This window comes from Stenotrophomonas sp. CASM110, assembly GCF_049384345.1.
Taxonomy (GTDB): Bacteria; Pseudomonadota; Gammaproteobacteria; order Xanthomonadales; family Xanthomonadaceae; genus Stenotrophomonas; species Stenotrophomonas muris.
The window spans coordinates 38,656-62,279 of the sequence record NZ_JBMRGI010000027.1; the positions used below are offsets into that span (position 1 = coordinate 38,656).

Genomic DNA, 23,624 nt, shown 5'->3' on the forward strand with positions numbered 1-23,624 from the left:
CTCAGCGCTGCCCCCGCAGGCGGCGCCACAGCAGCCGCGGCGCACGCCAGAGCATGCCGAAGAACAGGCGGGTATGCATGCGGCTGATGCGCACGTTGTCGCGCCACACATCGAAGTGCGACACGCCATCGGATGGATAGGTCACACGCGTGGCCAGGTGCTCGACCGGCAATTGCCGCCAGTACAGCCGCACCATCACTTCGGTATCGAAATCCATGCGCCGGCCGATGGTCTCTTCACCGATCAGGCGCAGTACCGGCGGCAGCGGATACACGCGGAAGCCACACATGGTGTCGCGCAGGTGCAGCGACAGCGTGTTGATCCAGACCCAGATGTGGGTGGCGTAGCGGCCATACAGGCGCGCCTTGGGAACACTGGCGTCGTAAGCCGGAATGCCGCAGATCACCGCCTCGGGATGGGCGCGCGCGGCTTCGATGAAGCGTGGCAGGTCAGTGGTATCGTGCTGGCCGTCGGCATCGATCTGCAGCACGTGGCTGTAGCCACGCGCGCCGGCCTCGGCAAAGCCGGCCAGCATCGCCCCGCCCTTGCCCTGGTTGACGTCCAGGCGCAGCAGGTCGACGCCCTGGCGCTGTGCCAGAGCGCGCAGCACCGCCGCGCACCCATCGTGCGAACCATCGTCGACCAGCAGGCAGGGCAGTCCCGCGGCCTGCACGCCATCGACCACCGCCGCGATGGCGTGCTCGTGGTCGTAGACAGGGATCACCACCAGTGGCGCGAATGCGGCACCGGCAACGGCCGGGTCAGTCCGCATCAGCGAAAACCACCCTGCCGCTGGCATGCACACCGTGGCTGGAGGTGTAGCGGAAGGCCAGCACGTTGCGTGCGGCATCCCAGTCCAGCTGCAGGGTCAACTCGTCACCGGGGCGGGCCACGTGCTGGAATTTCACCGCATCCATGCGCACGAACGCGCCCCGCATCACAAACGCCTGGCGGGCGAAGCGCACCGCCCAGTCCAGCTGCGCCACGCCGGGCAGGATTGCCGCCTGCGGGAAGTGGCCCTGGAACGGCCGCAGCGCCGGGTCCAGGGTCATGCGCAGGGTGGCGCTGGCGGCATCGCGGTGATCCCACGCCGGCACCGGCATCAACGGCTGGAACAGCGCCGCCAGCGCGGCCTGGGTCACCTTGCCCTGCGCATTGATCGGCAGCGCCTGCACCAGGCGCCAGCGACGCGGCCGGGTCACTGCATCATGCGCATGCGCCAGGCGGGCGCCAAGGCGCTGGCCCAGCGCCCGCCGCGCAGCGTCGCCGCCCTCCAGCAGCGCCGGATCGGCCGGCACCACCACGGCGGCCAGCTGCTCGCGCTGCCCGGGCAGCACCAGCACGCGCGCGTCATCCACCTCGGCGTCTTCGCGCAGCGCGCGTTCCAGCGCATCCAGCGACACCCGGCGTTCCTCGATCTTGACGATGCGGTCGGCCCGGCCCAGCAGGCGGAAGCGGCCGTCGGCCAGGGCTTCGACACGGTCCTGGGTGCGCCACCAACCGGGGGTGTCCAGGTGCGCCGAGGCCACCGCCAGGCAGCCATCGTCGATGCGCCACTGCACGCCCGGCAGCGGCTGCCACGGCGGCAGGTCGATGTCCCAGCGGCGCCAGGCGATGCCGCCGGTCTCGCTGCTGCCATAGACCTCGGTCGGGGCCACGCCCAGCCACTGCCGCACCTGCCGCGCTGCGTCTTCCGGCAGCGGACCACCGGAGGAGAACACCGCGCGCAGGCGGCCATGCAGGCTGGCCCAGTCGAGCTGCCCGGGCAGGCGCTTGAGGTGGGCCGGCGTCGCCACCAGCACCGTATCGGTACCGGCCAGCGCACCCACCAGGTCTTCGTGGAAGAACCGGCGCGGATGAATCAGGCGGCCGGCGGCCAGCGGCCACAGCACGCGGAACAGCAGCCCGTAGATGTGCTGGTGGGACACCGTGCCATGGACCTGCACACCCTCCATCTGCGCACCGAACGCGGCCTGCAGCGCCTCCACCTCGCGCGCCAGCTGGTCCAGGCGCTTGCCGATCGCACTGGGCTGGCCGGTGCTGCCGGAGGTGAACACGCACAGCTCGCAGGCGCGCTCGTCCAGCGCCTGCAGCTCATCGTCCAGCGCGGCGTCCAGCGCCACCAGCGAGCGGTAGTCGGCGGACACGTCGCCTGCGAAGCCGCTCACCTGCGGCTGCAGCGCCTGCAGCGTGGCTGGCAGGTTGTCGGCGGCCAGGAACACCCGCTTGCCGGCATGCCAGGCACCGAACAGCGCGGCGGCAAAGGCCACGGCATCATCGAAGTACAGGGCCCAGTCGCGGCCTTCGGCGGCCGCAAAGGCGGCGCGCCAGGCCAGTACGCGCTGGCGGAAGCCGGCATGGTCGATCACCTCGCCGTCGCACAGGCCGACGCTGCGCTGCGGCCGTGCCTCCAGCAGCAGCCGGTCCAGGGCAATCCACTCAGCCATGCGCGTGCGCCGCCTTCACCTGCCGCCGCACCAGCCACTCCCCTGCGAACAACACGCCCATCATCACGTACGCCAACAATCCGTTGTAGAGCATCCAGACCCGGTCCGACGCGTACAGCGCGGTCAGCAGGGCCAGGCTGCCGTTGAGAACGAAGAAGCCGCACCACACCTGGGTGACGCGGCGGGTATAGGCCACCGCGAACGGCGGCAGGTCCGGCTCCTGCAGCCGCGCCAGGCGCTCCACCAGCGGTGGCCCGAAGCGCAGGCTGGTGCCGAACACCGCCAGCATCACCACGTTGACCAGCGCCGGGTACAGCTTCAGCGGCAGGGCCTGGTTGAGCACGGTGGCCAGCACCGCCAGCAGGCCGGTGCCAGCGGCGGCGGCCCACCACAGCGGCTGTCGCGTGCTCAGTGCACGCAGCAGGGCCAGGGTGAACAGCAGCAGCGACAACCAGCGCGGCTCGAAACGGCCCATCGCCAGGTACACCAGCAGCGGGTAGGCAAGCGAAATCGCTGCCACCACGACGGTACGTGCGCGAGCCATGGCGAAGCCGCCGGCGCTGCGGTCAGGCGGCTGCCTGGTCCGGCAGCAGTCCATGCACGACATCGACGATGTCCTGCACGGTGCGCACGGCCTTGAACGCTTCCGGCTGCAGATTGCGGCCGAGCAGCGGCTTGAGCTGCACGATCAGGTCGACCGCATCGATGCTGTCGATGTCCAGGTCGTCGTACAGGCGGGCCTCGGGGGTGATCCGGGCGGTTTCGATCTCGAAGCTGTCGGTCAGGATGCTGACGATGCGTTCGAACAGTTCATTCTTGGTCATGGCAATTCCTGGCGCCGTTACGACTGGCGGGCGGCGACGAACTCGCCGAGCGCGCGCACGCTGGAGAAATGGCGACGGGTTTCTTCTGAATCGGCCGAGAGGCTGACACCGTACTTCTTCTGCAGCGCCAGGCCCAGTTCCAGCGCGTCGATCGAATCCAGGCCGAGGCCCTCGACGAACAGCGGCGCGGTCGGATCGATGTCCTCCGGCGTGATGTCCTCCAGCGAAAGGGAGGAAATGATCAATTCCTTGATCTCGTGCTCAAGTGCTTGCACGGGGCGGATCTCCAGACAGGTCGAAATAACGAGAAAGGTGCTCGGTGACGCGGCGTGCTGCCAAGGCATCCCCCCTTGGCGAGTCGTCATCGGCCAGGAAGGGCGCGATCGGGATATCTTCGCCGATCTGCAGCCGAACGTGAAAGCGACGTGAGGGGACACGATACCACTTCTGTCCCTTGGTCAACGTGGGCGGGGTGCAGGTGATCCGTACCGGGGTGATGTCCAGCCGGCCGCGGACGGCGATGTTGGCGGCCCCGCGCTGCAGCCGCGGCGGTTGGCCCGGCACGCTGCGGGTGCCCTCCGGGAAGATCACCAGGGTACCGCCGGCATGCACCGCCGCTACGCAGTCGTCGACCAGGCCGGCCCCGTCATCGTTGGCGATGTAGCCGGCCGCCCGCACCGGGCCGCGCATGAACGGGTTGCAGGCCACGGCCCGCTTCACCACGCAATCGGCGTTGGGCAGCAGCGAAATCAGGCAGACCACGTCGATCAGGGTCGGGTGATTGGCCAGTACCAGCAAACCGTCGCGCTGCAGGCGTTCCCCGCCCTCGATCTGGTAGGTCATCACCCCCAGCGCACGCATCAGGCGCAGGTGGCTGGCAAAGGCGACCTGGACCACGCGGCGGGCGCGGCGGCGGCGGACCACCGGGTCGCGCATCAGCAGCAGCACCGGCATCACCAGCACGCCCAGCAGCAGGCCGCCCACGCCAAATGCGGCGAAGCTCAGGCCGGTGCCGAACACCCGCCAGGCATGATCGAGGCGGCGCAGCGCCTCAGCCACGGCGTCCCCAGCGCCAGCGCTGGCCCTGGGCCACGTGCTCCAGCGCCGGCGCGCCAGACAGCAGGAAGCGGTGCAGGTCCAGCGCGTGCGGCAGCGTGCCCGGGGCGGTAGCGGTGGCCTCCGGCGCCGCCTCCCATTGCAGCGAGAGGGTCGGCTGGCCCGCTGTCGGCGCGGTCAAACGCCAGCACCAGGCAAAGAACGGGTCGGGTTCGTCGGCAAACGTCGCGTAAATTTCAGGAAGCGGCGACTCATAGACCACCACCCGCACTTCGCGGGCACCATCGGCCAGCAGCCCGGCGGCCTCCAGGCAGGCGGTCTCGACCGTGGCCTGGCCGGCGGCCAGCGCCAGGTAGTTGCCGCGGTGGCCGCGGGCGATCGAGTACAGCGCCGCGATCGCGTTGTGCACCGACAGGCCGAACCCGGTGGGGGACAGAGGCTGATCGCTGGCCAGCGCCCCCAGCAGGTCCATCGAACGGGCCACGTCGCCGTGGCGGCTGGCGAACACCAGCGGCACCTGGCTGTCAGCGCCCTGCCCGTCCTCGCACCAGCAGGCAGCCTGGATCGCCATCCGGCCCAGCCGCTCGATGCGGCGGCGCTGCATCGCCGGGATCTCGGCCAACGCCGGCGTGTCTTCGCCCTGCGGCGGATACGGCGCATCGGCCCAGCCCAGCCACTGGCTACGCTCGCTCAGGCCGGGCGCCCAGGCGGCCCAGTCGACGATGGAGAATTCGATCATTTAGCGATGGTGCTTCAACGGGAGAACGATAGGCACGAGCCATTACGGCGACGCGCGGCGGCCCCCCATTCCTGCAGCCGTGCGTCCGTCCAGGACGTCGCCGGCTGCCCCCCTGGCCGCCGGAAAGGAGCGCACGCTAGCACGTCCTGCGCGGGGTGTGCAGGTTTCACATTCCCCAACGCGGGGGCCGGCACCGGCCGGCCCCGCATTCAAACGATCAGTGGTAACCGGTGTCGGCGTGCACCTTGCCGCGGAACACCCGGTACGACCACGCCGTGTAGCCGAGGATGACCGGCAGCAGAATGACCAGCCCGACCAGGGTGAAGCCCAGCGAGGAGGCCGGCGCGGCGGCCTGCCACAGGGTCATCGACGGCGGCAGCAGGTAGGGCCACATGCCCAGCACCAGGCCAAGGAAGCCGAGCACGAACAGGGCCAGGCTGAGCAGGAACGGCGGCAGGTCGCGGCGCGGATGGGTCGCGCTGCGCCACAGCGCGGCCGCCACCGCCAGGGTCAGCAGCGGGACCGGCGACAGCCACCAGAAGTTGCCGTCGCTGAACCAGCGGTCCATCAACCGCGAATCGAGGAACGGCAGCCAGCTGCTCACCAGGCCCATCGCCGCGATCACCGCCACCACCAGCGGGCGGGTCATCTGCCGCGCCAGCGCCTGCACGCGCCCTTCCGTCTTCAGGATCAGCCAGGTGCTGCCCAGCAGCGCATAGCCGGCCACCAGCGCGGCACCGGTCAGCATCGCGAACGGGCTGAACCAGGCGAACGCGCCGCCCTGGTAGGCACCGTCCACCAGCGGGATGCCCTGCACCAGCGTGCCCAGGATCACGCCCTGGGCAAAGGTGGCCAGCAGCGAGCCCAGGCCGAACCCCACGCTCCACAGCCGGCGCGAACGATGTGCCTTGAAGCGGAACTCGAACGCCACGCCGCGGAACACCAGCGCCACCACCAGCAGCAGCACCGGCAGGTACAGCGCCGACAACAGCACCGCATAGGCTTTCGGGAACGCCGCCAGCAGCCCGGCGCCGCCCAGTACCAGCCAGGTCTCGTTGCCGTCCCAGATCGGCGCGGCGGTGTTCATCATCAGGTCCAGCTGCTCCTCGTCCTCGGCGAACGGGGCCAGGATGCCGATGCCGAGCACGAAGCCGTCCAGCACCACGTACATCAGCACGCCGAAGCCGATCACCGCGAACCACGCCACCGGCAGCCAGGTCATCAGGTCCACGTCAGCGCTCCTCCAGCGGTTCGTCGGCCGCCGACAGCGGGCGTGCCGGCGTATGGCTGCCATGGTCCAGCGACGGCCCCTCGGCATACGGCTGCGGCCCGTGGCGCAGGATCTTCACCAGGTACCAGATGCCCCAGCCGAACACGAAGGCGTAGCCGACCACGTACACGCCCAGCGACAACGCCGTCATCCACGCGCTCTGGGGGCCAACCGCATCGGCGGTGCGCAGCACGCCGTACACCACCCACGGCTGGCGCCCCATCTCGGTGACGAACCAACCGGACAGCAGCGCGATGAAGCCACTCGGCAGCATCCAGTTCCATCCGCGCAGCAGCCACGGTGAATCCAGCAGCTTCCTGCGCCACAGCTGGAACGCTGACACCCAGGCCAACAGCAGCATCAGCGTGCCCAGCCCGACCATGATGCGGAAGGCGAAGAACACCGGCGTCACCGGCGGCCGCTCGCTGGCCGGTACCGAGGTCAGCGGGTCGAAGGTGCCGTCCAGGCTGTGGGTGAGGATCACGCTGCCCAGCTTCGGGATGGCCACTTCGAAATCGTTGCGCTCTTCCTTCTCGTTCGGCAGCGCGAACACCACCAGCGGCACGCCCTCGCCTTCCTCGGTTTCATGCCAGTGCGCTTCCATCGCCGCGATCTTCATCGGCTGGTGCTTGAGCGTGTTCAGGCCATGCATGTCGCCGACGAAGATCTGCACCGGCACGGTCAATGCCGCGAATGCAACGGCGGCGATCAGCATGCGCCGCCCCGCTTCCACGTGCGTGCCCCTGCGCAGGTACCACGCACCGACGCCACCAATCACGAAACAGGTGGTGATGAACGAGCCCAGCGCCATGTGCGCCAGGCGGTACGGGAACGAGGGGTTGAACACCACCTGCCACCAGTCCACCGGATGCACGATGCCGTTGACCATCTCGTAGCCGGCAGGCGTATGCAGCCAGCTGTTGGACGACAGGATCCAGAACGTGGAGAACAGCGTGCCCAGCGCCACCATGCAGGTGGACAGGAAATGCAGGCGCGGCGAGACCCGGCCCCAGCCGAACATCATCACGCCGAGGAAGCTGGCTTCCAGGAAGAACGCGGTCAGCACCTCGTAGGTCAGCAGCGGGCCGATGACCGTACCGGCCACCTCGCTCAGCCGCGGCCAGTTGGTGCCGAACTGGAAGGCCATGACGATGCCGCTGACCACGCCCATGCCGAACGACACCGCGAAGATCTTCTGCCAGAAGAAATACAGCTCGCGCCACACGGGCAACTTCGTGCGCAGCCAGCGCCATTCGATGAAGGCCAGCCAGCTGGCCGTGCCGATGGTGAAGGCCGGGAACAGCACGTGGAAACTGATGACGAATCCGAACTGGATCCGGGACAACAACAACGCGTCCAAGGGACGCCTCCTGCCTGCGACCGGTGGGATACCGGACCACTTTAGGAGGATTTCGTTAAGGTGGGATGCGACCGGGTGACGCGCTGCTTCACTTTGTCGCAGGGGTCAACCGTTCTGGTAGCTGCCAGCCTTGGTTGGCACACACGCCCAAACGCCGACCCAGGTCGGCATCTACCAACGGCGACTGGAACGGCCCACCGCCCGGAGGGCGCCTCAGAGCCAGAAATACCAGGCCGCTGCAGCCAGCAGCGCGCCAAACAACAGCACCTGCACCACCACATAGCCCACGCCACCGTCGCGCGACTCAGCGGCAATGCGCTTCTGCAGCGCCTCGCTCACATCCGGCGTTGCTTCCTGCTGCGCCTGCTCGCGCAACGCCTGTGCCAGCACGCGCGCTTCCGCATCGCGAGGATCGGTGGGTGGGTTCACAGCAGCTCTCCGGCAGTGGCATGCCGCGTCAGTTCCTGCTTCAGGACCTGGCGCGCGCGGTGCAGGTGGCTCTTGATGGTACCGCGTGCCAATCCGGTCACCTGCTCGATCTCGGCCAGATCGAAATCCTCCAGGTAATGCAGGCCGACGATCAGGCGCTGCGGCGCGCTCAGCCGTTCCAGTGCCGCGCCGAGCTGGCGCCCGGCCTGCAGCGCCTCGCTCAACTCGGCGGGCCCGGGGCCTTCATCGCCGATCCCCAGTTCCTCCGGCACCTCCACCGCCACCATCCATTGCGCCTCCAGCCGCCGCCGGCGCAGGTGCTGTAGTGCAGTGGTGTAGGCCACCCGCGAAACCCAGGTACGCAACGAAGATTCAAAGCGGAACCGGTGCAGCTGGCGGAACACGGCCAGGAAGGTTTCCTGCAGCAGGTCAGCCACCTGGTCGCGGTCGCCCACCATGCGTCCGATCACATGCGCGCAGGTGCGCTGGTGGGCTTCAACCAGTTGCGCGAAGGCCGACTGCGAGCCATCGATGATGGCCCGCACCAGGGCCTGGTCCGCGTCCAGCGCTTTGGCGGGAGCCGCCGTCGCCGCCGTATCCTCGCGGCGACGGCCCCGCAGTGCCGACAGCGCTTCGCCGAGCAGGCTCATCTACGGGGCGCCCCCTGTGCCCGTGGCACGCCTGCCTCAGCCCTTGCGCGCAGCAGGACGGGTGAAGTGCCAGGCCAGCAGCTGGCCGAGGCCGGCGCTGCCGACCAGTGCGGCGGCGGCGCCGAAGGTCAGGTCACGGGCACCCATCGCTTCCAGCAGGGCCATGGCCAGCGCCAGGCAGACCAGGCTGATGCCCCAGCGCAGCGCGCCCTGGCGGCGGCGCTCTTCTTCCAGCACGGCCAGCGAGCGGATCACTTCTTCCGGCACGTGCGGGGCCACCAGCTTGCTGCGGGCGCGGGCATCGGCAATGGCATGGATCGCGTAGGCGATGCAGATGAAGAGGGTGATCGGGATCAGTTCCTGCATGGTCGGGCTCCTGTTCGGTGGATGATGCGGGTTCAGGAGAATGGATGCGCGAGGCCGGCCACCGGTTGCACCACTTTGCCAATCCCGCTGCCATGACCTGTGGCCCCTGCCCCGGGCCCGTGCGGCTGCTACGCTTGCCCGGTTTCCTCTACTGGTGCCGTCCGCCCATGTCCCGAGTGCTGCCCCTGTCCCTCCTGCTGTCGGCCGTGCTGGCCGCACCGGCTGCGCATGCCGCGCCGACGCCGATCACCATCGAACAGGCCATGGCCGACCCGGACTGGATCGGTCCGCCGGTCGAGAAGGCCTGGTGGTCGTGGAACAGCCAGCAGGTGGAGTACCAGCTCAAGCGCAACGGCAGCCCGGTACGCGATACCTTCCGCCAGCCGGTGGCCGGTGGCGTGGCCGCGCAGGTGGCCGATGACCAGCGCGGCACCCTGGACGTGGCCGAGCCGGTCTACGACCGCAGCCGCAGCCGCAGCGCCTTCGTGCGCAATGGCGATGTGTTCGTGCGCGACCTGCGCAGCGGCGCGCTGACCCAGCTCACCCGCAGCAACGAGCGCGCGGGCAACGTGAACTTTGCCGCCGACAACGGCGTGATCTGGCGCGTCGGCCAGAACTGGTTCCACTGGACCGCCGCCAGCGGCGTGCAGCAGGTGGCCAGCCTGAAAGCCGAGAAGGACCCGCGTACGCCGCCGAAGGCCGACGTGCTGCGCGACCAGCAGCTGCGCACGCTGGAAACCCTGCGCCGCGACCGCGAGCAGCGCGAGGCATTGAAGGACCAGGACCAGCGCTGGCGCCAGGCCGACCCGACCCGTGCGCCGGGCCCGGTCTACCTGGGCGCCGACGTCGAGATCGGTGACAGCGTGCTGTCGCCGGACCTGACCCACCTGATCGTGGTGACCAAGCCGAAGGACTTCGACGACGGCCGCACCAGCAAGATGCCGCTGTACGTGACCGAATCGGGCTACGAGGAAACCGAGGACACCCGCACCCGCGTCGGCCGCAACGGCTTCGAGCCACACACCCTGTGGTACGTGGACGTGCGCACCGGCAAGGCCGAGAAAGTCTCGCTGTCCAGCCTGCCGGGCATCAGCACCGACCCGCTGGCCGAGCTGCGCCGCAAGGCCGGCAAGGATGCGCTGAAGGGCGAGCGCAGCGTGCAGGTGATGAGCGACTTCATGGGCGGCGGCATCCGCTGGAGCGCCGACGGCCAGCAGGCCGCGGTGATGCTGCGTGCCAACGACAACAAGGACCGCTGGATCATCAGCGTCAACGCCGCCGACGGCCGCGTGCAGAACCGCCACCGCCTGACCGACAACGCCTGGATCAACTGGGGCTTCAACGATTTCGGCTGGATGGCCGATGGCCGCACGCTGTGGCTGCTGTCCGAGGAATCGGGCTTCTCGCACCTGTACACCCAGGCCGGCACCGCCAAGCCGCAGGCGCTGACCAGCGGCAAGTGGGAAACCTCGGCACCGGTGCCGTCGGCCGATGGCAAGGGCTTCTATTTCCTGTGCAACCAGCAGGCGCCGCATGACTACGAAGTCTGCGCGGTCGACACCGGCAACCGCCAGGTACGCGAGCTGACCAGCCTCAATGGCGTGGAGGATTTCTCGCTGTCGCCGGATGGCCAGCAGCTGCTGGTGCGTTACTCCGGTGCCTACCTGCCGCCGCAGCTGGCGGTGCTGCCCAGCACCGGTGGCCAGGCACGCGTGCTGACCGATACCCGCACCGCCGATTACAAGGCGCGTGAGTGGATCCAGCCGAAGCTGGTCGCGGTACCGTCCAGGCACGGTGCCGGCGTGGTCTGGGCCAAGTACTACGAGCCGGAAAACAAGGAACCGGGGAAGAAGTACCCGATCGTGATGTTCGTGCACGGCGCCGGCTACCTGCAGAACGTGCACCAGCGCTACCCGGCCTACTTCCGCGAGCAGATGTTCCACAACCTGCTGGTGCAGAAGGGCTACATCGTGCTGGACATGGATTACCGCGGCAGCGAGGGCTACGGCCGCGACTGGCGCACGGCCATCTACCGCAACATGGGCCACCCGGAACTTGAAGACTACAAGGATGGCCTGGACTGGCTGGTCGACACCCAGCAGGGCGACCGTGACCACGCCGGCATCTACGGCGGCTCCTACGGCGGCTTCATGACCTTCATGGCGCTGTTCCGTGCACCGGGCACGTTCAAGGCCGGCGCCGCGCTGCGCCCGGTGGTCGACTGGCACAACTACAACCACGGCTACACCAGCAACATCCTCAACACCCCGGACATCGATCCGGAGGCGTACCGCGTGTCCTCGCCGATCGAGTACGCGCAGAATCTGCAGGACAACCTGCTGATCGCCCACGGCATGATGGATGACAACGTGTTCTTCCAGGACTCGGTGAACCTGACCCAGCGCCTGATCGAACTGCACAAGGACAACTGGTCGATCGCACCGTACCCGCTGGAACGCCACGGGTACGTGCGTGCCGATTCCTGGCTGGACCAGTACAAGCGCATCCTCAAGCTGTTCGAGCAGAACCTGAAGTGAGCAACGCCGCGGCCATGATCCGGATCGTGGCCGCGGTCATCCTGGATGACCGCGGCCGGGCGCTGCTGGTGCGCAAGCACGGTGCCCGCCGCTTCATCCAGCCCGGTGGCAAGCCCGAACCCGGCGAAGCACCGCTGCAGGCGCTGGCCCGCGAACTGCACGAGGAACTGGGCGTGCAGCTGTGCACCGGTGCCGCCATCGCACTGGGCACGTTCGAGGACTGGGCAGTGAACGAGCCCGGCCACCGCGTGCAGGCCCAGGCCTGGTGGGTGCAGGTGGACGGTACGCCACAGGCGTGCGCCGAAATTGCCGAACTGGCCTGGGTGCCGCTGCAACCACCGCATGGCCTGCCCTTGGCACCCTTGAGCGAACACCATATCCTGCCGGCGGTCGCCACCCGGGTGACGGCCCGCTGAGCAGGCGGGCGCCGACTGCAAGGACATCGGATGTCAATGTCGATCCCGTCGATCCCCTCGCTGCCTTCCCCGGCCTATCACGCCTGGGTGCGTCCTGTCGCACAGGCCTCGTTCTGGCTGTCACTGGTGCTGACGATCTACTTCGTGCTGCAGGGACTGGTGCTGTGGCCGTTGCACAACCTCGCGCTGTGGCGCCTGGTGGAAAGCGAAGTGCAGCACCAGAAGCTGCACAGCCTGATCTGGCTGCTGGCGCACCCGGTAGCCGCATCGATGGTCGTCGCGCTGTTGTGCCTGGCCTCGACCGTATCCAGCTGGGGCCTGCTGCGCGAACGGCGCTGGGGCCTGTGGAGCTTCGTGGTACTGCTGCTGCTGAGTGGCCTGACCAACTTCGCGGCCGCCTGGTGGCTGGACCTGTTCATGGGCGACTTCATTCCGCTGCTGGCCAATGACCCGGCCCTGCTGCAGGAGCTGCAGCTGAAACGCTGGCTGATCACGCTGACCGTGGTCGGCATGTCGTTCGTGCTTCTCGGCCTGCAGGGCTGGCTGGCCTGGCGCCTGCTGCGGCCGGATGTGCGCTCGCGCTTCCACTGAGTTCTACCGATCCCCGTTCGACAAGGACTGTCGCATGCGCTTGCTGATGCTTCTTCCCGCACTGCTGTTCGCCGCGCTGCCTGCCAGCGCCGACGCGTTGCAGTGTGGCGAATACCGCAGCGCCGATGGCGGCACGGCGCTCGTGTTCACCACCCCCAGCAGCGGCTACCGCCACAACGACATCCGTGAACGGGAGCCGCTATGGGTCGATCGCAGTGCGGCGCAGACCCGGTTGGTCATGCTCGACGATGGCGTGGCGCAACCGATCCGGATCAGTGCCGATGGACAGCGCATCGAGGACGACGTGGTGACCTACACGCTGAGCCACTCCCGCGCCTGCGCCATCGAGCCCAGCGTGATGGACGGCAGCTGTCGCGCCGCTGGTAGCCACTGCATCGCTCAGCTGCCCACGGCCTCACCCGGCCAGGCCCTGCGCGCGTGCAACGAAGGCGTTGGCGCAGGCTGCTCGACGCTGCTGCGACAACTGCGCGAGGACAGCGCAGCAGTAGCCGATGACACCGGCCCGGCCCGCTTCGAGCGCCCGGGCATCTGCCGCGAACCCACACCTGGGCATGATCCGGGGGCCTGCGAGACGCAAACCAGTGATGCGCTGGCTGCCGCCATGCAGCAATTGGGCGAACGTCTGCAACAGGTAGACGAAGACGCGCTGGATTCGCCGCTTCCGGGCGCTGCACGTGATCGTCTGCAGCAGCTGTGCCTGCAACACCGTGGTGGTCGCTTCTGCACCGAGGTTGCCGAGCAGCAGTTGATCGCGCTGGAACCCGCGCTGGCCGTGCAGGCGCTGCAGGTCATCTGCGATGCGGGGCGCGCCAGTGCCTGCGAACGTATTGCGCCATTGCGTGAACTCGGCGCCGATCTACGCCTGGTGCCGCTCCGGCAGGTGCCGTGTGGCCGCTACCAGGCCGAGGGCGGCCAAGTCGACAGGCTCGACTTCGGCGACGGCACGCGCGGCCGCCTGTATGACGGCGCCATCCACCTGCAGCAGGACGGCGAAACCCTTGTCCTGCGCCAGCTGGGCAACGGCGACCTGCTTGGCATGGATACGCAGACCGGTTACCAGCGCTACCAGCCGGTGCCCGGCACGGCACAATGCACGCCCCCGCGCGAGGGCCGTGGTTCGCCGTAGCGCCTGGAGTTTCCCGTTCGATCGTCAAGGAGACGACATGCATTCACCCGCACCGCGCCGCCGCTGGCTGGCCTGGGCGCTGCTGCTGGCCGCGCCGATGGCCGCCGCACAGTCACCGCAATGCGGCCTGTTCAAGGCCGACGAAGGCAGCAGCACGCTGCGCATCAGCTCACCGAACCGCGGCGAGCAGAGGCACTTCGGCAGTGCGCCGTCTCCGGTCGCGTTCCAGCAGATCGACGGAAAGCTGCAACTGGTGAATCTGGAGTACGGCCTGCCCAGCGCGTTGCAGGTGCGCGATCGTGGCCGCACGGTCGAGGTGGATGGCACGGTCTACATCCTGCAGGCCCCCGCACAGTGCGCCGCCGCAGCCAGGCCGGCTGAAGGCAGCTGCCTGGCCGATGCGGCGGCGTGCCTGGACAACCGCCGTGAAGCGCCCCCCGCCGCGCTGGAAGCAGGGTGCCGGGAAGGCGTGCCCGGCATGTGCCTGCAGCTGGCCGATCGCTGGCATGACGAGGCCAGGGCGCCGGCCACGCCGGATGAGGCGCAGCAACAGGCCATCCTCGATACCGCACTGGCCGGCATCGAACTGCCTGTGCCGTGCCGGAATGGCGGCTTCAGCAACGAGACACCGGCCTGTGCAGCGGCGCTGGAAGCGGATCCGGCGCTGCAGGAGCAGATCGTCAAGGCCGCGATGGGTGCGGCGATGGTCAAAGCCGTGAGCTCCGTGCTGTCACCCTCCACGCCGGTGGTGGTGCCGGCCGCGCAGCGCCAGCAGCTGTTGCAGTTGTGCCAGCAGGTCGGCCATGGCGGCTTCTGCAGCCGCGTGGCCGAGCTCTCGTGGGAATCCGACGACCCCTTGCAGGCGGTGCAGGCACTGACCACAGCGTGCGCGCCCGGTAAGGAAAGCGCCGCCTGCGAGCGCCTGCCTGCATTGCAGGCGCTGGGCGCCTCGTTGCGGCCGCAGCCGGCTACGGCGCTGCCCTGCGGCACCTTCCGCGCGGCAGGTGGCCTGATGGATACGCTGGACTTCGGCGATGCAGGACGGGTCGGCATCGGCTGGGACAGCCAACTGCGTGCTCGTGTCGAAGTCGGCGACATCCGCATCCGCCACGACAAGGGCGGCGACTTCGTGCTGCGGCCGTTGCCCGGGGGCCAGCTGCTGGGCCTGGACACGTGGACACGCTTCCAGGTGTTCGTGCCGACCGGCGAGGGCGCGAGCACCTGCAGCCCGCCGAAACACTACACGGTGCTGCCGCTGCCGCAGGACTGCCCGCAGGCGCTGGCCAGCGGCGGTGCCGAAGCCTGCTGCGCGCAGGGCAAGCTGCAGGGCTGCAACATTCTTGGCAACCGTCTTGCGCTGTCCGGCCAGTGGCGGCAGGCGGCAGAGCACTACACCACCGTGTGCCGTGCCGGCGTGCGCGAGGGCTGCGAAAACCTGGTCGCAGCGCAGGGCCGCAGCAGCGACATCGACGCCCATGCGACGCTGGAGCGGCTGTGTGCCGCCGACCGCAGCGGGCGCCACGTCGCCTGCGACGTGCTGGACACCGGAAACTGGAGCGCCCTGGAGCTGGGCCGTGTCCTGCAGGAGGCGGTGGACGAAGCGACGGCCGAGGACACTCCGGCGCCGCGCGCTTCCAACCGCAAGCGATGAGCCGGCCAAGGCCTGCCCGCAGCTTCGGGCGGGCCCTGCGGTAAAGTAGCGCCATGAACGAATTCGAGCGCGTGCGCACCTACCTCACCGACCTGCAGGACCGCATCTGTGCGGCGATCGAGGCCGTCGATGGCCAGGCCCGCTTCCAGGAAGACCTGTGGCAGCGGGCCGAGGGCGGTGGCGGGCGTACCCGCGTGCTGCGCGACGGCGCGGTGTTCGAGCAGGCCGGCATCGGCTTCTCCGACGTGGCCGGCAGCCGCCTGCCGCCGTCGGCCTCGGCCAACCGCCCGGAACTGGCCGGCGCCTCCTGGCGCGCCACCGGCGTGTCGCTGGTGTTCCACCCGCTCAATCCCTACGTGCCGACCACCCATGCCAACGTGCGCTTCTTCCAGGCGCAGCGCGACGGCGAAGTGGTGGCCAGCTGGTTCGGCGGCGGCTTCGACCTGACTCCGTTCTACCCGTTCGACGAGGACGTGCAGCATTGGCACCAGGTCGCCCGCGACCTGTGCACACCGTTCGGCGACGAGCGCTATGCCGCGCACAAGCGCTGGTGCGATGAATACTTCTTCCTGCGCCATCGCAATGAAACGCGCGGCGTCGGCGGCCTGTTCTTCGATGACCTGCACGGCGATTTCGAGCGCGATTTCGCTTATCTGCGTGCAGTCGGTGATGGCTTCCTCGACGCCTACCTGCCGATCGTGCAGCAGCGCAAGGACGCCGCATATGGCGAGCGCGAACGCGAGTTCCAGCTGTACCGCCGCGGCCGCTACGTGGAGTTCAACCTGGTCTACGACCGCGGCACCCTGTTCGGGCTGCAGAGCGGTGGCCGCAGCGAAAGCATCCTGATGAGCCTGCCGCCGCGGGTGCGCTGGGAGTACGGCTTCACCCCGGAAGCGGGCAGCGCCGAGGCGCGCCTGGCCGACTACCTGGTGCCACGCGACTGGCTCTGATCGTCCGGCGCCACGCCTGATCCGTGGCGCCTTCTTACGCCTGTGGTGCGCCCCGCGCCGGACAGGCCCTGCACTGCCTCCTTCAAGGATGACCCCATGCCTGCTGCTGTTCCCTTCCGCCCCCGCGCCGCGGGCTGGCGCTCCCTGCTGTTGCTTGCATTGGCCTCGGCCAGCCTGCCGGCCGCCGCGCAATCGATGGCCTGCGGCACCTACAAGGACGTCGACGGCAACACCACGCTGACCATCGAAAGTGAAGGCCATGGTTTCCTGTCCGGCCCCTACCAAGCCACCGAGCAGCTGCGCATCGCCCGCCAGGAGGACGTGCTCGGCACCGGCAACCTGTCCACCGGCCGCCTGGAAAACTGGTACTTCTCGGACAACGATCGCACGATCAGCACCCCCTATCGCGAATTCACCCGCGAGCACACCGCCGCCTGCAAGACGATGCCGGAGCCCATCGAGGGCGGCTGCGTAATGAACACCTCCGAGTGCCTGGAGGCGTTGCCGGAAGCCGAACCGCTGAAGCTGCATGCCTGGTGCGCCGAAGGCGTGGGCGCGGCCTGCATGCAGCTGCTGGAGACCTACCAGCGGCAGGCCAAGGACGCAGCGCCGGCGCCTGCACGTTCCGAGCCGCCGATGCCGGAGATCTGCAAGGAGGATTCGGCGTCGTTCAATGCCGAGGGCTGCAGGGCGATCGCCGAGGTGGTCGGCGCCGAGATGATGGGCAAGGCCGTGCTCGGCCTGCAGCATTCGAACGACCCTGTCTTGCCGTCCGCGCAGCTCGATGAACTGGCCGCACTGTGCCGGCAGCAGCACGGCGAGGCGTTCTGCGCCGACGTTGCCGAGGCGCTGTGGAGTGGTGGGCGCCTGTTGCAGGCCCATGAGGCGCTGCAGCTGTCGTGCGCCCAGCGCGCGGAGGGCGTGGCCTGCGGCCGCGCCGAGGCGCTTGCCCGACTGGCCTCGGTACCGGCCGCTGCACTGGCCCCGGTGCCGGCTTCCGCGCTGCCCTGTGGGAGCTATGAAGCGGAGTACGGCGTGCTCTCGCAGCTGCGCTTCCTCGATGGTGGCCTGGTGGAAGCCGGGGGCCGCGACCAGCGCCTGCGCGCGAGCCTGCAGGACGGGCGCATCCTCATCCATCGCGACGTCGGCAGCGACTTCGTACTGCAGCCGCTGAAGAACGGAAACCTGGCCAGCGTCGACGGCGGCAACCGCTTCGCCTACTACGAGCGCAAGCCGGGCTCAGGCAATGCCAGCTGCGCACCGCCGGTGGCCTTCGTGGAGATCCCCCTGCCGCTGGACTGCCCGACCCTGGACCGCAAGGACGGCGCCAAGGCCTGCTGCACCGATGGCAAGCTGCTGGGCTGCAAGGTTGCCGGCGAGGCACTGTTCAAAAACGAACAATGGGCCGCATCGCGGTCCTACTTCCAGACGCTGTGCAGCGCGGGTGTGCGCGAAGGTTGCCTGGCAATGGCCGCGGTGTATGCGCATACCGCGGGTCCGAAGATTCCGCAGGCCATGGCGGCGATCTGCGCGAAGGACGGCAAGGGCACCCACGTCGCCTGCGATGTGGACGCGACGCGCAACTGGCCGGCGCTGAAGGCTGAAGCCGCTCCCTGAGGCCAGGCACCTGTTGAGCCGGGCATGGGCCCGGCGCTACGAGGTCAGGTGCTCTTCCGCGCGATGATCGTGATGTGCCCGGTCGTCTCCAGCAGGGCGATCTGCACGTCCTCGATCCGTAGGCCGCCCTGTTGGCGCAGCGCGGCATCGAAATCGGCCCGGCTGATCAGTTCGCGGCGGAGAACGCCCTCCAACAGCCGGCCATCACGCGCGATCACGGTGGGCTCTCCTTCGATCATCCGCTCCATGCGCCGATTCCGGGTGGTCAACCAGCCCACCCCGTAGTTCAGTACGATCAGGGTGGCCGCCAGCAGCAGGCCACCGCCCAGCGAGGTGTCGGTGCCCAGCAGCGCGTTCTGCACCGCGTTGCCCAGCAGCACGATCAGCAGCACGTCGAAAGGCGTGATCTGCCCCAGAGCCCGCTTGCCGCCCAGCCGGACCATGCCCAGCACCACGACATAGACCACCACCGCGCGCAGGATGAATTCCCACCACGGCATGGCCAGGGCGAACAGGTCGGGCATGGTCTTCCCCTGCAGAACGGTGGCCCAGCCTAGCACCTGGGGTCAGATCCCTTTGCCCGGCGGGTAAAGGGATCTGACCCCCAGTGTGTTCCGTACGCGCAATAAAAAGCCCCGCTGACCAGGGGGAGGTCAACGGGGCCGGGGAACGGGCACTTGGGGAGGAGTCCCCGTTCCGAGATCTGCTCCAGGGGATGGGAGAGATCCACAACAGGCGTTGCGCCTGTCGGGAGTTATAGAAGCACTTCGAACACTAACGGTTCGTGAAGGGGCCCCATTTAATGAATTTCAATAGGGGCAACATTCATGGTCGAGTCAGAAACACCCGACTCATGAACAAATTCACGTCGTTTTCGGCCTGAAACACCGTCAGTGCGCTTCGTCCCAGTTGTTGCCGACGCCCGTGTCGACCACCAGTGGCACCCGCAGTTTGGCCGCTTGCGACATGCGCTCCACCACCTGCAAACGCAGGTCCTCGACGAAACTGCTTTCGGTTTCGAACACCAGTTCATCGTGCACCTGCAGGATCATCCGTGCCGGCGCCCCGCTGTCACGCAGCCACTGGTCCACATCCACCATCGCGCGCTTGATGATGTCGGCGGCAGTGCCCTGCATCGGCGCGTTGATCGCCGCGCGTTCAGCACCGGCACGCAGGCCCTGGTTGCGGGCGTGGATGTCGTTCAGGTACAGGCGACGGCCGAACAGGGTTTCCACGTAGCCCTGGTCACGGGCCTGCTGGCGCATCCGCTCCATGAAGTCGCGCACGCCCGGGTAGCGGCTGAAGTACAGCGCCACGTAGTCCTGCGCCTGGCCACGGTCGATGCCCAGGTTGCGGGCCAGGCCGAAGGCGCTCATGCCGTACATCAGGCCGAAGTTGATGGCCTTGGCGGCGCGGCGCTCGTTCGGGGTCACCTCCTCCAGCGTGCGCCCGAACACCTCGGCGGCGGTGGCACGGTGTACGTCGGCGCCCTGCTCGAAGGCACGCACCAGGCCCGGGTCCTCGGACAGGTGGGCCATGATCCGCAGTTCGATCTGCGAATAGTCGGCCGCCAGCAGCTGGAAGCCTTCCGGGGCGATGAACGCGCGGCGGATGCGGCGGCCGTCCTCGGTGCGGATCGGGATGTTCTGCAGGTTCGGGTCCGACGAGGACAGGCGGCCGGTGGCGGCACCGGACTGGTGGTAGCTGGTATGCACCCGGCCGGTGTCCGGGTTGACCATCTCCGGCAGCTTGTCGGTGTAGGTGCTGCGCAGCTTGGCCAACCCACGGTAGTCCAGGATCACCCGCGGCAGCTCATGCTGGTCGGCAATCGCCTCCAGCGCCTCTTCATTGGTACTGGGCTGGCCCTTCGGGGTCTTCACCACCGCCGGCAGCTTCAGCTCGTCGAACAGCACCGCCTGCAGCTGCTTGGGCGAATCCAGGTTGAAGCTGCGCCCGGCCAGCTCGGTGGCCTTCTGCTGCGCGGCCAGCATGCGCGAGGACAGGTCCTGGCTCTGCCGGCGCAGTTCGTCGGTGTCGATCCGCACGCCATTGGCTTCAATGCTGGCCAGCACCGGCACCAGCGGCATCTCGATGTTGCGGTACACGGCGTCCAGCGCCGGCTCGGCCAGCAGCTGCGGCTGCAATGCGTGGTGCAGGCGCAGGGTGATGTCGGCGTCCTCGGCGGCGTAGCGGCTGGCTTCGTCGATGCCCACCTGCGAGAACGGGATCTGCTTGGCGCCCTTGCCGGCCACGTCCTCGAACTTGATGGTGCTGTAGCCCAGGTAACGCAGCGCCAGCGAATCCATGTCGTGGCGGGTGGCGGTGGAATTGAGCACGAAGCTCTCGAGCATGGTGTCGTCGTGGTAGCCCTGCACCGCCACGCCGTGGCGGCGCAGCACATGCAGGTCGTACTTGCCATGCTGGCCCAGCTTCTTCTTCGCCGGGTCCTGCAGCGCCGGGCGCAGTGCGTCCAGCACCTGCTGCATGGGCAGCTGGGCCGGCGCACCCGGGTAATCGTGGCCGACCGGAATGTACGCCGCCCTGCCCGGCTCGACGGCCAGGCTGATGCCCACCAGGCGCGCGCGCATCGCGTCCAGCGCATCGGTCTCGGTATCGAAGCTGATCAGTTCGGCCTGCTGCAGGCGTTCGACCCAGGCCTGCAGCTGCTCGGCGGTCAGCACGGTCTCGTACTCACCCGGCGCGGACAGTGCCGGATCCAGCGTGCCAGCGGCGGGCGCCTCGACGCTGCCACGGGCGAAGCCAGCGGCGGTGCCGCGCAGGCTCGGGGTCGCCTCGCTGGCGGCCACCGGTGCCGGCACCGGCGCGCCCAGCTCCTTCAGCGCCTGGGTGAAGCCATAGCGCGTATACAGCTCGGTCAGCTCCGGCACATCCTGCTCGCGCAGGGCCAGCGTGGTCGGGCTGGCGTCCAGCTGCACGTCGGTACGGATGGTCACCAGCTCGCGGTTCAGCGGCAGCCGCTCCAGTGCGGCACGCAGGTTCTCGCCGATCTTGCCCTTCATGGCCGGCGCGGCCGCCATCACGCCGTCCAGGTGCTGGTACTCGGCCAGCCACTTGGCGGCGGTCTTCGGCCCGCACTTCTCCACGCCCGGCACGTTGTCGACCGCGTCGCCCATCAGCGCCAGCAGGTCGATGATCTGGTCGGCGCGCACGCCGAACTTCTCCATCACCGCCGCATCCGAATCCATGCGGCTGCCGGTCATGGTGTTGACCAGCTCGATGCCCGGGCGCACCAGCTGGGCGAAGTCCTTGTCGCCGGTGGAAATGGTCACCTTCAGGTCCTGCGCCAGGCCCTGAAGGGCCAGCGTGCCGATCACATCGTCGGCTTCCACGCCGGGGATGCGCAGGATGCTGATGCCCAGCGCTTCGACGATGCGGCACATCGGCTCGACCTGGCTGCGCAGCTCATCGGGCATCGGCGGGCGGTTGGCCTTGTACTGGTCGTACAGGTCGTCACGAAAGGTCTTGCCCGGCGCGTCGACCACGAACGCGACGTAGGCCGGGCGCTCCTTCAGCGTCGAACGCAGCATGTTGACCACGCCGAACAGCGCGCCGGTGGGTTCACCCTGTGCATTGGACAGGGGCGGCAGCGCGTGGAACGCGCGGTACAGGTAACTGGACCCGTCGATCAGGACTAATCTGCTCATGTGCCGATTCTACGCGCCCGTGCCTGCACCGCGGCGACACGGCCCGTACACCGCGATGGGGCATAATCAGGGCTCTTTCCAGGCAAAGGCCCCGCCGATGAAGACCCTGATGCTGGCTTCCCTGCTCCTGCTCGCTGGCTGCGCCAGCATGGGTGGCGCGGGCGCTCCCCCGGTGGACGTCAAGGGCGCGGATGTATCCAAGCGCACCATGGACAACGGTGACACCATCGAGGAATACCGCGTGTCCGGCCAGCTGCGCATGGTCAAGGTGACCCCGTCGCGCGGTGCCCCGTTCTACATGTACGACAAGAACGGCGACGGCCGCATGGACAACGACAAGGACGGCGTGTCGCCGGTCTACTGGAAGCTGTACAGCTGGTGAGGTGACCGGGGTTGTGACCGGGGTCGGATCCCTTTCCACAGGAAAGGGCTCTGACCCCCTCGAAGCCACCGGCACGGCCCCGATCCCCCACAAAAAACAACGCCGGCGCGCATCCTGCGGCCGGCGTCGGGTCCCCTCCCCGGGAACGCTTGAATCAGCGGGTATGGATCAGCGGATGACCAGCACCGGCAGCGTGCTGCGTGCCAGCACTTCGGCGGTCTGGCTGCCCAGCAGTACACGGGTCACGCCACGGCGGCCGTGCGAGGTCATCACGATCAGGTCGCTGTTGCGCTCGCCGGCGGTCTCGATGATGCCGTCGGCCGCATAGCGGTCCAGCACGTGCACCGGGTTGGCGGTGATGCCCTGCTCGGCGGCCTTGGCCAGCGCCGGCTGCAGCACCTTCTGCGCGCCTTCCTCGCGGTCGGCCTTGTATTCGGGGCTGTTCATGTAGCCCACGCTCCAGCCCATGGCGTCGTACATGCCGACGGCCCACGGCTCGGAAACAGTGACGATATCGACCTCGGCGTTGAGGTCCTTGGCCAGCTCCAAGCCCTTGGCCAGGCCCTTGTCGGCCAGTTCGGACCCGTCAGTGGCAATCAGGATGCGCTTGTACATGGTGGGGCTCCGTGGCGGTCTGCCGGATGGGAACGACACCATTGCACACCGTATGTGCAGGCGGCGCCTTGAGCAGGATCAATCCGGCGCCGCGCAGCGGCGTGTGCGCACCGTCACGTGGTCCGGGGGACAGGCTCGGCCCGCCCTCTTCTGTAGAGCCGAGCCCGTGCTCGGCTGCTTCTGGCGGGAAAAGCAGCCGAGCATGGGCTATGCCGGTCGTCCTGACCGGCACCCTTCGGGCCGTCGCAAGCGACGTTGGCAGCGGCTCCTGCCGCTACCTTCGGCTCTACAACAACGTCGCTCAGGCGATCTGCACCACGCGCGCGTTCTGGCACAGCGGGTAGCTGGCCACGAACTCGTCAATCGCATCGCGCATCGCCTCGAACGATTGGCCGTACATGTACAGCGCGGTCTCGGTCGGGCCCTGCCACCAGCTGCAGATCTCGCCCAGGCCGTCGATGTTCCCGGACAGCTGCTCGAACACGTGGTTGGAATCGCACTGTTCGTAGACCTCGTCCGGCAGGTTCAGGCCATCCAGGTAGATGCCCAGGCCTTCGGTCACGCCGAAGCTGCGATCGGCCTCGCCTGCGCCCTGTATCTGCGAACCCTTCGGTGCACCCAGCTGCTCCAGCAGGTCGATCAGCTTCGGCACGCCCGCGGCATCGACCAGTGCCACTTCGATATCGCCGTATTCGACCTCACCCAGGTCGGACATCGCGGTGCCGCCGCCGGTCAGCTCGCCCACCTGGGCCGCCTGCAGCAGCGCGTCGAGCGGATCCTCGAACAGTTCGTGGCGGTGCTCCGGCTGCAGCCGGGCGTTCAACTTCACGGTGACGTGCAGCGTGGGTTCGGTCATGGGGGCGTTCCTGGAAGAAGTGCCACCTATTGTAGAGCCGGGGCGATGCGCGGCGG

The 23,624-nt window shown here is 68.4% G+C and carries 24 protein-coding genes; 8 read left to right on the plus strand and 16 right to left on the minus strand.

Annotated elements, in window-relative coordinates; genetic code table 11:
• Position 1 precedes the first annotated feature (1 nt).
• The 12 genes from VG561_RS18820 to VG561_RS18875 form a co-directional block, all read right to left on the minus strand.
• Positions 2-772 carry a glycosyltransferase family 2 protein gene (locus VG561_RS18820; protein WP_014648846.1) on the minus strand — a complete coding sequence of 257 codons (771 nt, stop codon included), beginning with the start codon at positions 770-772 and terminating at the stop codon, positions 2-4.
• Positions 762-2,447: an AMP-binding protein gene (locus VG561_RS18825; protein ID WP_111205367.1), complete on the minus strand. Its 1,686-nt coding sequence runs from the start codon at positions 2,445-2,447 to the stop codon at positions 762-764. The genes VG561_RS18820 and VG561_RS18825 overlap by 11 nt, the downstream gene beginning before the upstream one ends.
• Positions 2,440-2,991, minus strand: a complete 552-nt coding sequence (locus tag VG561_RS18830; protein ID WP_046433259.1) for a membrane protein — start codon at positions 2,989-2,991, stop codon at positions 2,440-2,442. The genes VG561_RS18825 and VG561_RS18830 overlap by 8 nt, the downstream gene beginning before the upstream one ends.
• A 22-nt stretch (positions 2,992-3,013) precedes the next feature.
• The gene (locus tag VG561_RS18835; protein ID WP_005411609.1) at positions 3,014-3,271 is read right to left on the minus strand and encodes an acyl carrier protein; all 258 of its coding nucleotides are present in this window, start codon (positions 3,269-3,271) and stop codon (positions 3,014-3,016) included.
• Positions 3,272-3,288: 17 nt separating this feature from the next.
• Positions 3,289-3,546 (minus strand): phosphopantetheine-binding protein, encoded by a 258-nt coding sequence (locus VG561_RS18840; RefSeq protein ID WP_005411610.1) that lies wholly within the window; start codon positions 3,544-3,546, stop codon positions 3,289-3,291.
• A complete protein-coding gene (locus VG561_RS18845) occupies positions 3,533-4,330 on the minus strand; it encodes a lysophospholipid acyltransferase family protein (protein WP_014038937.1) in 798 nt (265 codons plus the stop codon). Before VG561_RS18845 ends, VG561_RS18840 begins: the two co-directional genes overlap by 14 nt.
• Positions 4,323-5,066 (minus strand): beta-ketoacyl synthase chain length factor, encoded by a 744-nt coding sequence (locus VG561_RS18850; protein ID WP_014648849.1) that lies wholly within the window; start codon positions 5,064-5,066, stop codon positions 4,323-4,325. Before VG561_RS18850 ends, VG561_RS18845 begins: the two co-directional genes overlap by 8 nt.
• 217 nt (positions 5,067-5,283) lie before the next feature.
• On the minus strand, positions 5,284-6,297 hold the full coding sequence (gene cydB / locus VG561_RS18855) for a cytochrome d ubiquinol oxidase subunit II (protein WP_032960627.1): 1,014 nt from the start codon (positions 6,295-6,297) through the stop codon (positions 5,284-5,286).
• Position 6,298: 1 nt separating this feature from the next.
• Positions 6,299-7,696 carry a cytochrome ubiquinol oxidase subunit I gene (locus tag VG561_RS18860; RefSeq protein ID WP_032960628.1) on the minus strand — a complete coding sequence of 466 codons (1,398 nt, stop codon included), beginning with the start codon at positions 7,694-7,696 and terminating at the stop codon, positions 6,299-6,301.
• A gap of 213 nt (positions 7,697-7,909) precedes the next feature.
• Entirely contained in the window at positions 7,910-8,125 is a 216-nt protein-coding gene (locus VG561_RS18865; RefSeq protein ID WP_014648852.1) for a hypothetical protein, read from the minus strand.
• Positions 8,122-8,775 (minus strand): RNA polymerase sigma factor, encoded by a 654-nt coding sequence (locus tag VG561_RS18870; RefSeq protein WP_014648853.1) that lies wholly within the window; start codon positions 8,773-8,775, stop codon positions 8,122-8,124. The genes VG561_RS18865 and VG561_RS18870 overlap by 4 nt, the downstream gene beginning before the upstream one ends.
• Positions 8,776-8,811: 36 nt before the next feature.
• On the minus strand, positions 8,812-9,141 hold the full coding sequence (locus tag VG561_RS18875; protein WP_005411618.1) for a hypothetical protein: 330 nt from the start codon (positions 9,139-9,141) through the stop codon (positions 8,812-8,814).
• A 167-nt stretch (positions 9,142-9,308) separates the two neighbouring features.
• Between VG561_RS18875 and VG561_RS18880 the strand changes: the two genes are divergently transcribed.
• The 7 genes from VG561_RS18880 (at position 9,309) to VG561_RS18910 (ending at position 18,050) form a co-directional block, all read left to right on the plus strand.
• A complete protein-coding gene (locus tag VG561_RS18880; protein ID WP_169411216.1) occupies positions 9,309-11,678 on the plus strand; it encodes a prolyl oligopeptidase family serine peptidase in 2,370 nt (789 codons plus the stop codon).
• Positions 11,675-12,094 carry an NUDIX hydrolase gene (locus VG561_RS18885; RefSeq protein WP_032960632.1) on the plus strand — a complete coding sequence of 140 codons (420 nt, stop codon included), beginning with the start codon at positions 11,675-11,677 and terminating at the stop codon, positions 12,092-12,094. The genes VG561_RS18880 and VG561_RS18885 overlap by 4 nt, the downstream gene beginning before the upstream one ends.
• A gap of 30 nt (positions 12,095-12,124) precedes the next feature.
• A complete protein-coding gene (locus VG561_RS18890; protein ID WP_346601588.1) occupies positions 12,125-12,685 on the plus strand; it encodes a hypothetical protein in 561 nt (186 codons plus the stop codon).
• A gap of 34 nt (positions 12,686-12,719) precedes the next feature.
• Positions 12,720-13,832 carry a hypothetical protein gene (locus VG561_RS18895; protein ID WP_346601589.1) on the plus strand — a complete coding sequence of 371 codons (1,113 nt, stop codon included), beginning with the start codon at positions 12,720-12,722 and terminating at the stop codon, positions 13,830-13,832.
• A 37-nt stretch (positions 13,833-13,869) separates the two neighbouring features.
• Positions 13,870-15,483 (plus strand): hypothetical protein, encoded by a 1,614-nt coding sequence (locus tag VG561_RS18900; RefSeq protein WP_423179879.1) that lies wholly within the window; start codon positions 13,870-13,872, stop codon positions 15,481-15,483.
• A 53-nt stretch (positions 15,484-15,536) separates the two neighbouring features.
• Positions 15,537-16,433 (plus strand): oxygen-dependent coproporphyrinogen oxidase, encoded by an 897-nt coding sequence (gene hemF, locus VG561_RS18905; RefSeq protein ID WP_014648860.1) that lies wholly within the window; start codon positions 15,537-15,539, stop codon positions 16,431-16,433.
• A 96-nt stretch (positions 16,434-16,529) separates the two neighbouring features.
• Positions 16,530-18,050, plus strand: coding sequence for a hypothetical protein (locus tag VG561_RS18910; protein ID WP_423179880.1), 1,521 nt, complete (start codon positions 16,530-16,532; stop codon positions 18,048-18,050).
• A 44-nt stretch (positions 18,051-18,094) separates the two neighbouring features.
• Here VG561_RS18910 and VG561_RS18915 read toward each other — a convergent pair whose 3' ends face one another.
• Positions 18,095-18,574: a DUF421 domain-containing protein gene (locus tag VG561_RS18915; RefSeq protein WP_014648862.1), complete on the minus strand. Its 480-nt coding sequence runs from the start codon at positions 18,572-18,574 to the stop codon at positions 18,095-18,097.
• A 366-nt stretch (positions 18,575-18,940) separates the two neighbouring features.
• Entirely contained in the window at positions 18,941-21,715 is a 2,775-nt protein-coding gene (polA, locus tag VG561_RS18920) for a DNA polymerase I (RefSeq protein WP_423179881.1), read from the minus strand.
• A gap of 97 nt (positions 21,716-21,812) precedes the next feature.
• Between polA and VG561_RS18925 the strand changes: the two genes are divergently transcribed.
• Positions 21,813-22,097 (plus strand): DUF2782 domain-containing protein, encoded by a 285-nt coding sequence (locus VG561_RS18925; RefSeq protein WP_014038952.1) that lies wholly within the window; start codon positions 21,813-21,815, stop codon positions 22,095-22,097.
• Between the two features lie 168 nt (positions 22,098-22,265).
• Here VG561_RS18925 and VG561_RS18930 read toward each other — a convergent pair whose 3' ends face one another.
• Together VG561_RS18930 and VG561_RS18935 are read right to left on the minus strand one after the other, a co-directional pair.
• Positions 22,266-22,712 carry a universal stress protein gene (locus VG561_RS18930; RefSeq protein WP_005411629.1) on the minus strand — a complete coding sequence of 149 codons (447 nt, stop codon included), beginning with the start codon at positions 22,710-22,712 and terminating at the stop codon, positions 22,266-22,268.
• Positions 22,713-23,013: 301 nt separating this feature from the next.
• Positions 23,014-23,568 (minus strand): hypothetical protein, encoded by a 555-nt coding sequence (locus VG561_RS18935; RefSeq protein WP_014648865.1) that lies wholly within the window; start codon positions 23,566-23,568, stop codon positions 23,014-23,016.
• Positions 23,569-23,624 lie beyond the last annotated feature (56 nt).

Coding starts and splice junctions, on each gene's coding strand:
- VG561_RS18915 (WP_014648862.1), bottom strand. CDS start 18,574: ATGCCCGACCTGTTCGCCCTGGCCATGCCGTGGTGGGAATTCATCCTG.
- VG561_RS18895 (WP_346601589.1), top strand. CDS start 12,720: ATGCGCTTGCTGATGCTTCTTCCCGCACTGCTGTTCGCCGCGCTGCCT.
- VG561_RS18935 (WP_014648865.1), bottom strand. CDS start 23,568: ATGACCGAACCCACGCTGCACGTCACCGTGAAGTTGAACGCCCGGCTG.
- hemF (WP_014648860.1), top strand. CDS start 15,537: ATGAACGAATTCGAGCGCGTGCGCACCTACCTCACCGACCTGCAGGAC.
- VG561_RS18850 (WP_014648849.1), bottom strand. CDS start 5,066: ATGATCGAATTCTCCATCGTCGACTGGGCCGCCTGGGCGCCCGGCCTG.
- VG561_RS18820 (WP_014648846.1), bottom strand. CDS start 772: ATGCGGACTGACCCGGCCGTTGCCGGTGCCGCATTCGCGCCACTGGTG.
- VG561_RS18875 (WP_005411618.1), bottom strand. CDS start 9,141: ATGCAGGAACTGATCCCGATCACCCTCTTCATCTGCATCGCCTACGCG.
- VG561_RS18870 (WP_014648853.1), bottom strand. CDS start 8,775: ATGAGCCTGCTCGGCGAAGCGCTGTCGGCACTGCGGGGCCGTCGCCGC.
- VG561_RS18925 (WP_014038952.1), top strand. CDS start 21,813: ATGAAGACCCTGATGCTGGCTTCCCTGCTCCTGCTCGCTGGCTGCGCC.
- VG561_RS18910 (WP_423179880.1), top strand. CDS start 16,530: ATGCCTGCTGCTGTTCCCTTCCGCCCCCGCGCCGCGGGCTGGCGCTCC.
- VG561_RS18880 (WP_169411216.1), top strand. CDS start 9,309: ATGTCCCGAGTGCTGCCCCTGTCCCTCCTGCTGTCGGCCGTGCTGGCC.
- VG561_RS18900 (WP_423179879.1), top strand. CDS start 13,870: ATGCATTCACCCGCACCGCGCCGCCGCTGGCTGGCCTGGGCGCTGCTG.
- VG561_RS18930 (WP_005411629.1), bottom strand. CDS start 22,712: ATGTACAAGCGCATCCTGATTGCCACTGACGGGTCCGAACTGGCCGAC.
- VG561_RS18825 (WP_111205367.1), bottom strand. CDS start 2,447: ATGGCTGAGTGGATTGCCCTGGACCGGCTGCTGCTGGAGGCACGGCCG.
- VG561_RS18890 (WP_346601588.1), top strand. CDS start 12,125: ATGTCAATGTCGATCCCGTCGATCCCCTCGCTGCCTTCCCCGGCCTAT.
- VG561_RS18830 (WP_046433259.1), bottom strand. CDS start 2,991: ATGGCTCGCGCACGTACCGTCGTGGTGGCAGCGATTTCGCTTGCCTAC.
- VG561_RS18835 (WP_005411609.1), bottom strand. CDS start 3,271: ATGACCAAGAATGAACTGTTCGAACGCATCGTCAGCATCCTGACCGAC.
- polA (WP_423179881.1), bottom strand. CDS start 21,715: ATGAGCAGATTAGTCCTGATCGACGGGTCCAGTTACCTGTACCGCGCG.